Raw genomic sequence first — 3,567 nt, 5'->3', positions numbered from 1 at the left:
TACAATCGTGTTAGAAAGCATTCGTCGAATGGATATCTGTCTCCAGTTATATTTGAAATAACTAGACCAATGAAAAAGGTCGGTTAATTGTGTCTATAAAATTGGGGGAAGATCAAACTGTTTTATTCTTTCAATTTCATCTTCTGTTGTAATAAAAAAATACTTAGGAGCATAATCTATTTTTTTTTCTTTATGTAATTTCCAATATCCAGGAACTTCAATTCTTTTTCCAGTAGAATCTTTTGCCCAACGCCATATTTTATAATTTTGTGAGCTTGTACAAGCTACTTGTGTTTTTGATTGAGAAAAAGAGGTATTTGAACAAAAAACAATCGTAATTAATATAAAAAATTTAAGTATATTCATTTTTTAATGCCTCGATATTTAAATATATTTTTTTTTAAATTATTTTTCTCCCATTTTAATAAATAGAGGAGAGCTATGAACAGGGAGATAAGGAGGAGGTTGATAGATACTGCAGATTTTAATAATTTTATATTTACATTTCTTGTATTCTCCAGAAGCAAAACTATTTAAGCTAATTAAATTTAATGCTAATAGAATAAAGCTAAGAGTTTTTTTCATTTTAACCTCTATTTAATTTTAATAAATTATGAATTGTAGACTCTAATTTGATAATACAATTTTATATTAATGTCAATCAAATTATGAATGCCTAGTATGAAGTTCTATGGTAACGCCACATAATAAATAAAATATCAAACAAGTTGTCACTTTAAAAAATAGAAAATGATTAGATAAAATTTTATTTCTAGGTAAAAAAATTTTTTAATAAATTCTTAAAACATCCAACCAATTTTAATTATATTCCAAAATGGTAGTGTTTTTGACCTAAAATAATCACCAAAATTATCTCGTATTTGTCTTTGAAAATCTTGGTAAGCATAAGAGTTTGCAACAAGAGAATATTGTTTTTGGTCTGTCGTTAAAATTTCGCTCCAAAAATTTTCATTTCCTGACGTCACTGGAATTTGAACTCCAAGTTCCGTCCCCAATGTAAAGCCGTTGTCAAAAACAGACATCCAACCTATTTGAGGTGCAAAATAAACAGTATCTACCGTTAAATGAGCTCTTAAAGGAACACACGAATTGTCATTACCAAACTGACCAATATATTCACAAGCCTCCACTGTTGCTTGCAAATGTCTAAATCCTAAAGCTGTGCCTATAAATAGAGAGCCAAAAAAGGGATAAATAACAACTCTTCCTTCTAAATGTTGGATATTTCCAGAAGTATCTTGAATGGGAGTGTTATTATTATTGTGATTTATTCTATTCTCTAAACTAGGATAATTTTTTAAATTAAAATTACTAATACCACCATAACTTGCACTTATTCCTAAAAATTGAAAAAGTCGTGCTTCTGCTCCAATTGAAAAAAATTGAAAAAAGCCAAAACTTGCCATGGGGCCTATTCGAAAAAATTCACTATCTTCATTTTTTCCTTCAATAGGAACAATAGGCTCAGGAGTAGATGGTTTTGAATCATTTTCTTCTTCTTTTTCCTCATCAACTGGTGGTTGAGGGGTATCGAAACCTTCCGGTAAAGTAACTTTTAATGCTTCTATTAATTCAGGAGTAACAGGTTCTGGTGGAGGTGGAGGTTTGTCACCTTCTATTTTTCCCCATTGATTCTCTTTTACTTCTTGTACAACTTCGGGAGTTGATGGGTTACTTAGTTCTACTTTTCCGGTTGTTACTACCAGTTGAGTTTCTGTTGCATTTTCTGGGGCTACAATAAATCCACCCGTGCCTCGAACTCCCATTACAGCATTTGATGTTTTATATTTAACATCATTATTTATATTTTTATCTGGTTTTACGAAAAATCTAATTTTTCCTTTTATATTTTCAAAAATACTTTTTAAACTTTTTTGATCAGATTCTAAATCAACTTTATATTCCTTAATATTTAATTCTGATTTTTCATAAAGAATGATATCAGCACCATCAAAAAATATAATTTTAACAAGGGCATTTTCTTTTGTTCTTATTGTATCAGAAGGATGAACAAGGTCTCCTTTTTTTAATTCTACTGTTTCTTTGCCGTCAAAAAGATCGGCTTTACCTATAATATTATCAATTTTCCCAACTTCATCTTGGGAATAAGCCTTTAATATATTGAAAGACGTTAAAATAAAAATTAAAAATATTTTAATTAAGCTTTTATTTTTAAGCAATTTTAACTCCATAAACAATATTTTCTGTTTTAAATGTTATTTCTTTTAAATCTTTACTGATTTCAAGAATTTCTTTTGATGCTTCAATTGATTTTTCTGCGCTTTCTAAATTTTTTATTGCTGAAACATCTATTTTGGACATGGCATTAGAAATATGTTTTACACCAATTTCCTGTTCTTTTGTAGCTTCCGTAATTTGTGTCATTTGTGTTTGAATTTCGTTTACATCTGTAATAATTTTACTAAATATATTTGAAACTTCATGTGTTTTATTTTGTCCTTCAGAAACTCGAGAAACCGTTAATTCTAAAATATTTTTTACATTCACTCTGCTTTTATCCAAAAGTTCTCTTATTTCATTTGAAGATTTTCCACTTGTTTTTGCTAAATTTCCGACTTCTTCTGCTACCACGGCAAATCCTTTTCCATATTCCCCTGCTCTAGCAGATTCAATGGAAGCATTTAAAGAAAGCAATTCTGTTTTTGAAACAATATCATTAATGACCATGGCTTTATTTTCAATTTGAATGATAATCTCTTCAATTTCGGAAAGCTTTTGACTTGCTTCCTGAATAGCTGCCATAGATGCAACCATTTCTTTGACTGCTTCATTTCCAGCTACTGTTTGTTCGCTAATTGTTTTAGACAAATTTTCTGAATTATTTGTCAAAGTAGATGTTCTTGCGATCATACTTGTGACTTCTTCAATGGCAGCAGCGGTTTCTTGAATTGAGTTTGCTTGACTTTTTGAAGAGGCTCCTACATTTTCACTCATATTAGTTAAATGTTCGCATTTTTCTTCCATGTCTTTTGATGATGTTTTTAACAGATTTGTTAATTTTGATAAAGGAACAGCAATATAATTTGCTAAAATAAGGCCACCCGAAATTAGGAAAACAGCTAAAAAGATACAAATCATTCCCTCTATAAAAATATTTTTGCGTTTTTGTCTATCTACATCATCAATATAAATTCCTGTTCCTATGTACCATTTCCATTCTGGAATAGGTCTTAAATAGGTTAATTTAGGAAACTCATCTGTAGTTCCTGGTTTTGTTGTATAATAAGTTAAATAATCAGGGCCTTTATTTCTTTCTAATATTTCAACAAACATTTTATATTGGGTTGAATTTTGAATGACATTATCATCTTTAGGGCGCTTAGGGTTTAAAATTTGTCTTCTTTCGTGATCACCAATAAAATAGTAATTATCTCCATCATAACGAGCCGCATTTATTGCTACGTGTCCTCCCAATAAGTGATTTTTACAAAGCATAAATCCAGAATTAAATCTCCTTTTGAGGAGGAGATTTAAATGGAGATGGAAAATAGACTTTTAAAATTGTCAGAGCAAGTTGCTTTTGAA

The 3,567-nt window shown here is 29.6% G+C and carries 4 protein-coding genes; all 4 read right to left on the bottom strand.

The annotated features are described in order from the left end of the window. Window positions 1-93: 93 nt before the first annotated feature. The 4 genes from ACIQ56_RS15650 to ACIQ56_RS15635 all read right to left on the bottom strand — a co-directional run bounded on the left by ACIQ56_RS15650 (window position 94) and on the right by ACIQ56_RS15635 (window position 3,477). Window positions 94-366: a hypothetical protein gene (locus ACIQ56_RS15650; protein WP_397601974.1), complete on the bottom strand. Its 273-nt coding sequence runs from the start codon at window positions 364-366 to the stop codon at window positions 94-96. 39 nt (window positions 367-405) lie between these two features. Beyond that, window positions 406-585, bottom strand: coding sequence for a hypothetical protein (locus ACIQ56_RS15645; RefSeq protein ID WP_397601973.1), 180 nt, complete (start codon window positions 583-585; stop codon window positions 406-408). A gap of 215 nt (window positions 586-800) precedes the next feature. After that, window positions 801-2,201, bottom strand: a complete 1,401-nt coding sequence (locus ACIQ56_RS15640) for a FecR domain-containing protein (RefSeq protein ID WP_397601972.1) — start codon at window positions 2,199-2,201, stop codon at window positions 801-803. Next, entirely contained in the window at window positions 2,194-3,477 is a 1,284-nt protein-coding gene (locus tag ACIQ56_RS15635; protein ID WP_397601971.1) for a methyl-accepting chemotaxis protein, read from the bottom strand. Before ACIQ56_RS15635 ends, ACIQ56_RS15640 begins: the two co-directional genes overlap by 8 nt. Window positions 3,478-3,567: the final 90 nt, after the last annotated feature.

The organism is Silvanigrella sp., from assembly GCF_044369315.1.
GTDB lineage: Bacteria > Bdellovibrionota_B > Oligoflexia > Silvanigrellales > Silvanigrellaceae > Silvanigrella.
The sequence above is the reverse complement of the archived record's forward strand: the minus strand, read 5'-3'. Positions and strand labels throughout refer to the sequence as shown.

What these genes read in the sequence shown, in the direction of transcription:
- ACIQ56_RS15650 (WP_397601974.1), bottom strand. Translation starts at nt 366, where the DNA reads ATGAATATACTTAAATTTTTTATATTAATTACGATTGTTTTTTGTTCA.
- ACIQ56_RS15645 (WP_397601973.1), bottom strand. Translation starts at nt 585, where the DNA reads ATGAAAAAAACTCTTAGCTTTATTCTATTAGCATTAAATTTAATTAGC.
- ACIQ56_RS15635 (WP_397601971.1), bottom strand. Translation starts at nt 3,477, where the DNA reads ATGCTTTGTAAAAATCACTTATTGGGAGGACACGTAGCAATAAATGCG.